Here is a 6438-nt window from a genome sequence, read left to right on the forward strand (position 1 = left end):
CTGCTGACCCCCGCCCACCAGTTCCCCACCGGAGTGGTCCTCTCCGGGGACCGTCGCCGGGCCCTGATGCGGTGGGCCGAGGAGGCCGACGGCCTGATCGTGGAGGACGACTACGACGCCGAACACCGCTGGGACCGCCCCCCGGTGCCCGCCCTGCACGCGCTGCTCCCGGACCGGGTGCACCACCTGGGCAGCCTCTCCAAGACCCTCGCGCCCGGCCTGCGGATCGGTTGGCTGATCGCCCCACCGGCCCGAAGGACCGCCCTGGTGGAGGCCAAACGCCTCGCCGACCTGGGCACCTCCGTCCTGCCGCAGCTGGTCGTCGCCCACCTGATGGAGTCCGGCGCCCTCGAACGCCACCTGCGGTTCCTGCGGACCCGACACCGGCAACGCCGTGACGCCATGATCACCGCCCTGGCCCGTCACCTGCCCGGCGGCACGGTGCACGGCGCCGCGGCCGGGCTGCACCTGACGGTGACCTTCCCGGAGGGCGACGACCTGCGGGCCGCCGCCGCCGCGCTGGAGGCCGGGGTGCGCGTCCACCCCCTCTCCTGGCACGTGTCCCGACACGTCGCCCCTCCGGCGTTCCGGACCGGCCTGGTGCTGGGGTACGCGGCCCACCCGCCCGGGGTGATCGCCGAGGGAGTGGAACTGCTGGGCCGGGCCGTCCGCGGTGTCCTCGGCCCCCCGCGCGGTCCGGCCGCGGGACCGGCCACGGCCAAACCGGTCAACCACGCCGGGACGAAGGACGGTTGACCCCCGGTCCGCGCGGGCGGGAACGCCGGGGCCCCGGACCACCCCCGAGGCGGATCCCGTTCCGGGCGTCCCGCCCGGAGCGACAGGCGCGTCCCGCCGGCAGACGACGGCCCGGGCCTGTCAGAATGCACGGGCCGTGCCGGTCCCGGTACGGCGAATCCGATCCCGGCGGACCGGCCCCGCGCCCGCGCGCACCACTTCCGCGGGCGGCCCGGGCCCGGACCGTCGACACCGGGCAAGAGGAGGCAGGGGCACGCGCCCCGAGAGCACCGTGACACAGTCCGCACAGACCCTTCCCGCCGGCACCGGCCGCACCGTCGAGGCCCGGATCGCCGAGGAACTGGCGGTCGCGGAGGGACAGGTGGTGGCGGCCGTCGGACTGCTGGACGGCGGAGCCACCGTGCCCTTCGTCGCCCGCTACCGCAAGGAGGCGACCGGCGGCCTCGACGACGCCCAGCTGCGCACCCTGGAGGAGCGCCTGCGCTACCTGCGCGAGCTGGAGGAGCGCCGGACCGCGATCCTGGAGTCGATCCGGGAGCAGGGCAAGCTGGACGACGCCCTGGAGACCGCCATCCGCGCGGCGGAGACCAAGGCCCGGCTGGAGGACATCTACCTCCCCTTCAAGCCCAAGCGGCGCACCAAGGCGCAGATCGCCCGCGAGGCCGGCCTGGAGCCCCTGGCCGACGGCCTGCTCACCGACCCCTCGGTCGAACCCACCGCCGCGGCGGCGGCCTTCGTGGACGCCGAACGCGGCGTCCCGGACGCCGACGCCGCCCTGGCCGGCGCCCGGTCCATCCTCGTGGAGCGCTTCGGCGAGGACGCCGACCTCATCGGCGAGCTCCGCGAGCGCATGTGGAGCCGGGGCCGGTTGATTTCCCGGGTGCGCCCCGGCAAGGAGGAGGCCGGCGCCAAGTACTCCGACTACTTCGATGTCGCCGAGCAGGTCGCCGAACTGCCCTCGCACCGCGCGCTGGCGATGTTCCGGGGCGAGAAGGAGGACGTCCTGGAGGTCGCCCTGGAACCCGAGGCGGGCGAGGACGGCGAGCCGGAGTCCGCCGCCTACGAGCGGGCCATCGCCCACCGCTTCGACATCGTCGACCGGGGACGCCCCGGTGACACCTGGTTGCGGGAGACCGTCCGCTGGGCCTGGCGCACCCGCATCCTGGTCCACCTCGGCATCGACCTGCGCTCCCGCCTGCGGGCCGTCGCCGAGGACGCCGCCGTCGGCGTCTTCGCCGCCAACCTGCGCGACCTGCTGCTCGCCGCTCCCGCCGGCACCCGCTCGGTACTGGGGCTGGACCCCGGTCTGCGCACCGGCGTGAAGGTCGCCGTCGTCGACGCCACCGGCAAGGTCGTGGACACCGACACGGTCTACCCCCACGCCCCCCAGCGGAAGTGGGACCAGGCCCTGGAGCGGCTGGGCGAGCTGGCCGCCCGGCACCGGGTGGAACTGGTCGCCATCGGCAACGGCACCGCCTCCCGCGAGACCGACCGACTGGCCGCCGACCTCATCGCCCGGCACCCGGAGCTGAACCTCACCAAGACGCTGGTCTCCGAGGCGGGCGCCTCGGTCTACTCCGCCTCCGCCTTCGCCTCCCGCGAGCTGCCCGAGCTGGACGTGTCGCTGCGCGGCGCGGTCTCCATCGCCCGCCGGCTCCAGGACCCCCTGGCCGAACTGGTCAAGATCGACCCGAAGTCCATCGGGGTCGGCCAGTACCAGCACGACCTCTCCGAGACCAAGCTCTCCCGCTCCCTGGACGCGGTGGTCGAGGACTGCGTGAACGGCGTCGGCGTCGAGGTCAACACCGCCTCCGCGCCGCTGCTGGCCCGGGTCTCCGGCATCGGCTCCGGCCTCGCCGAGAACATCGTCGCCCACCGCGACGAGAACGGCCCCTTCCGCAGCCGCAAGGAACTGCGCAACGTCGCCCGGCTCGGCCCCAAGGCCTTCGAGCAGTGCGCCGGCTTCCTGCGGGTGCGCGGCGGCGAGGACCCGCTGGACGCCTCCAGCGTCCACCCCGAGGCGTACCCGGTGGTCCGCCGGATCGCCGAGCGCACCGGCACGGACGTCGCCGGTCTGATCGGCAACACCGCCGTGCTGCGCGGCCTGCGCCCGGAGGACTTCACCGACGACACCTTCGGCGTGCCCACCGTCACCGACATCCTGCGCGAACTGGAGAAGCCGGGGCGCGACCCCCGCCCGGCCTTCCGCACCGCCCGCTTCAAGGAGGGCGTGGAGAAGATCGGCGACCTGGAGCCGGGCATGGTGCTGGAGGGCGTGGTCTCCAACGTCGCCGCCTTCGGCGCGTTCGTGGACATCGGCGTCCACCAGGACGGCCTGGTGCACGTCTCGGCGATGTCGGAGAAGTTCGTCTCCGACCCGCGCGAGGTCGTCAAGCCGGGGGACGTGGTGCGGGTGCGGGTCCTGGACGTGGACATCCCCCGCAAGCGGATCTCGCTGACGCTGCGCCTGGACGACGAGCCGGGCGCGGGTCGCGGGCGCGGCGGTCGGGATCGCGGCGGCCGGGGCGGTCGTGAGGGTCGCGACGGTCGTCCGGACGGCAATGGCAACGGCAACGGCCCGCGCGAGCGCGGGGGCCGGGGCGACCGCGGCGAGAAGGGCGGCGCGCCCCGGCAGCGCGACCGTCGCGGCGGTGAGCGCCGCGGTGCGCCGGCCCCGGTCAACAGCGCCATGGCCGACGCCCTGCGCCGCGCCGGTCTGACCGGCGGCGAGGGCCGCCGCTGATCCTGCACGACGAGGCCGTCCGGGGCCCGGCCCCTCCCGCCCGGGAGGGGCCGGGCCCCGGAGGCGTTCAGAAGGGTTGCCAGTCCCGCCGACTGCCGTTGGTACGGATGGCGTGCATCCGGCCGGCGAACTCCCGCGCCGCTCGCTCATCGGCGGTGATCCGGCGCCCGAGCCGGAGTGTCATCATCAGTTCGCGCAGATCGGCGAGGATCGGATAGTCGGGCCAGTCCATCAGCTCGAATCCGTAGCGGTGCACGAAGGAGTCGTACTCGACCCGGGTGTGCCGGCCGTACCGCTCGTAGTGGAGCGAGGTCAGCACGAGATCCCACTCCCGGGGCGCCAGGCAGAAGCCGTCGAGGTCGATCAGCACCGCCCGACCGTCGCGGCGACGGATCGCGTTCCCCACGTTGGCGTCCCCGTGGACCACGCCGAAGGGGAGAACGAAGTCCAGGCGCTCGTACTCCTTGCGCAGCCGTTCGGCACGTTCGGACAGGAACCGCCGATCCTCGTCCCCCAGCCCCTCCATCGTGGCGAGTGACCCCCGGACCTTGGCGAAGGGGTCGAAGTGCGGCAGGCCAAGCACTTTCGGCTCCCGCAACCGGTGAAGGCGGCGGAGGAGGTCGGCCGGCTCATCGAGCCGGGCGTACTCCTCCCGATCCTGCGCGTTCTCCCAGAAGGTGACCGGACGGCCGGTCACGGCCATCGGCTGTTCGATGCCGCGCACCTCCCCGCCACGAGATTCCGGGGCCCGCCCTTCCACACTCCGGCGGCGCAGCGCCGGGGCACATCGCCACGGTGTATCCGTGGCGGGAGTGCGGGGCCGGGCCGACAGGGGGCCGGCAGGAGATGCCGGGGCGAGAGGCCTGCGGTCTCCGGAGCGGCGCGCGCGGCGCCGACCCCCGCCGGTCAGGCGGGGCCGGCCGGGGCGCCGGGGTCCTCGCGGGTGGGGACGGTCGAGGCGGAGGCGAGGAAGGACCGCAGGATGTCCGTCACCTCCGCCGGATGCTCCAGCGGCGCCAGGTGCCCGGTGTCGGGGAGGTCGATCCGCCGGGCGCCGGGTATCCCCTCGGCCACCTCCGCCGCGACATCCCGCACCCCGGGCACGTCGTCCAGCCCGTTGACCACCAGGGTGGGCGCGACGACGCGGTCCAGTCGGGTGCCCGGCAACGGCTCCGGCAGCACCTCCGTCGACGGCGACTCCTCCCCGCTCCACAGCCGTTCCAGGTGCTCGCGGTACATCTGCACCGCCAACTCCCACGCCTCGTGCGGCAGGGCCGAGCGGTCCCGGCGGGGGCCTGCCATCATCCACTCGATGTGCGCCTCCGCGGTCGCCAGGGCGTCGGCCAGCAGGTGTTCGGTGGTCCCCCCGGCCCGGTAGACCTCCCGCCGCTCGGCGGGGATGCGCGCGTGCACCCGCTCCGCCGCCTCCAACAGCATGTCCTCGGGCCACGGCCGTCCGGAGAGGCCGGGGGAGATCAGGGCCAGTGCCGTCACCCGCTCGGGTGCCGCCAGGGCCGCCTCCACGGCGTACGAGCCGCCCATCGAACAACCGATCAGGGCGGCCCGGGGCACCTCCAGGGCGTCCAACAGGGCGAGCAGGTCCTCGTGGTGGGCGCGCGGTTCGGAGCCGGACCCCGTCTCCCCGTGTCCTCGGCAGTCGTAGCGGATCACCCGGTGGTCGGCGGCCAGGGACCGGAACTGGTGGGCCCACATCCGACGGTCCGCCAGTCCGGCGTGCACCAGCACCACCGCGGGCTCGCCGCCCCCCGCCTCGTCGTACCCGAACTCGGTGTCCCCGCACAGGATTCTGGCCATGGCCCACCCCTACCCGGGAGGTGGGACACGCACGCCGGGAGCGTGCCCGGACGGGTCGATCCCGCCGGCCCAGCGGAAGACCGGCGGACGCCGTTCCAGGAAGGCGGCCACCCCCTCGGCCGCCTCGCCCGACTCGCGTTGCACGGTCCGCCAGTACTCGGTGCGCCGGACTCCGTCGGCCGGGTCCCGGGGCGGACGGTCGACGAACTCCTTGGCGGCCCGCTGGGTGAGGGCCGACCGGGAGACCAGGGTTCGGGCCAGTTCCCCGGCCCGTGGCTCGAGTGCTTCCGCCGGTAGGACCTCGTCCACCAGGCCGATCCGCAGCGCGCGGGCGGTGTCGATCAACTCGGCGGAGAACAGCAGGTGTTTGGCGGCCGACGGACCGATCAGCCGGGCCAGGCGGGCGGTGGAGGAGGCGGGGTAGACCAGGCCCAGCCGGGCGGGTGTGACCCCGAACCGCGCGCCCTCCGCGGCCAGTCGCAGGTCGCAGGCGGCGGCCAACTGGCAGCCGCCGCCCACGCAGTCGCCCCGGATCACCGCCAGGCTCGGGCCGGGGAAGGCGGCGACGGCCTCCTCGGCGGCCACCGCGAGGTCCTGCGGGGCGTCGCCCGCGCGCAGGTCCCGGATGTCGGCCCCGGCGCAGAAGGTGTCGCCGTGACCGGTGAGCACCAGCACCCGGACGGCCGGGTCGGCGGACAACCGCCCGAGCAACGGCGGGAGGTGGCGCCACATCTCCCCGGTGAGGGCGTTGCGCCGGGCCGGGTGGCACAGCACCACCCGCGCCACGCCGTCCCGCACGGTGTGGGTCACGGCCGGGCGCGGGGCGGCTTCGGGTTCCATGCCCGGATCGTATCCGGGCCTCCCGGGACCGGGGTCGTGCCCCCGGGGAGGGGCTTTTCGGGCGCGTTGCGACGTGCGAAACCGGACGACGGGGGCAGAATCCGACCCGGAACCCGGGGACGGCCGTCCCCGGATCGGAGTCGGCGGGAGGCAGCGGTGAGCGGCGCGGGGAACGTCGGGGGACCCGACCACGAGGGCGCGCCGGCACGCCCCGCCGGCCCCGAGGGGGAGCGGGGGGACGACGTCCGGCCGGGGCCCGGGACGCCGCCCCCGCCGCCCGGGGC

Annotated in this window: 5 protein-coding genes; 2 read left to right on the forward strand and 3 right to left on the reverse strand. The window is 75.3% G+C overall.

The window, feature by feature from the left end; genetic code table 11:
* Together FNQ90_RS09110 and FNQ90_RS09115 are read left to right on the forward strand one after the other, a co-directional pair.
* The coding region (locus FNQ90_RS09110; RefSeq protein WP_182605900.1) for an aminotransferase-like domain-containing protein at positions 1-756 on the forward strand (756 nt) is incomplete at its 5' end.
* A 271-nt stretch (positions 757-1027) separates the two neighbouring features.
* Positions 1028-3499, forward strand: coding sequence for a Tex family protein (locus FNQ90_RS09115; protein ID WP_182605901.1), 2472 nt, complete (start codon positions 1028-1030; stop codon positions 3497-3499).
* A 67-nt stretch (positions 3500-3566) separates the two neighbouring features.
* On the opposite strand, the gene FNQ90_RS09120 is transcribed toward FNQ90_RS09115, so the two are convergent.
* From FNQ90_RS09120 to FNQ90_RS09130, 3 genes are all read right to left on the reverse strand, one after another.
* Positions 3567-4223, reverse strand: a complete 657-nt coding sequence (locus tag FNQ90_RS09120; protein WP_182605902.1) for a phosphotransferase family protein — start codon at positions 4221-4223, stop codon at positions 3567-3569.
* A gap of 182 nt (positions 4224-4405) precedes the next feature.
* Positions 4406-5314 (reverse strand): alpha/beta fold hydrolase, encoded by a 909-nt coding sequence (locus FNQ90_RS09125; RefSeq protein ID WP_182605903.1) that lies wholly within the window; start codon positions 5312-5314, stop codon positions 4406-4408.
* Between the two features lie 9 nt (positions 5315-5323).
* Entirely contained in the window at positions 5324-6154 is an 831-nt protein-coding gene (locus FNQ90_RS09130) for an enoyl-CoA hydratase/isomerase family protein (RefSeq protein ID WP_182605904.1), read from the reverse strand.
* Between the last annotated feature and the right edge of the window lie 284 nt (positions 6155-6438).

The organism is Streptomyces alkaliphilus (assembly GCF_014141535.1).
Classification (GTDB): Bacteria; Actinomycetota; Actinomycetes; order Streptomycetales; family Streptomycetaceae; genus Streptomyces; species Streptomyces alkaliphilus.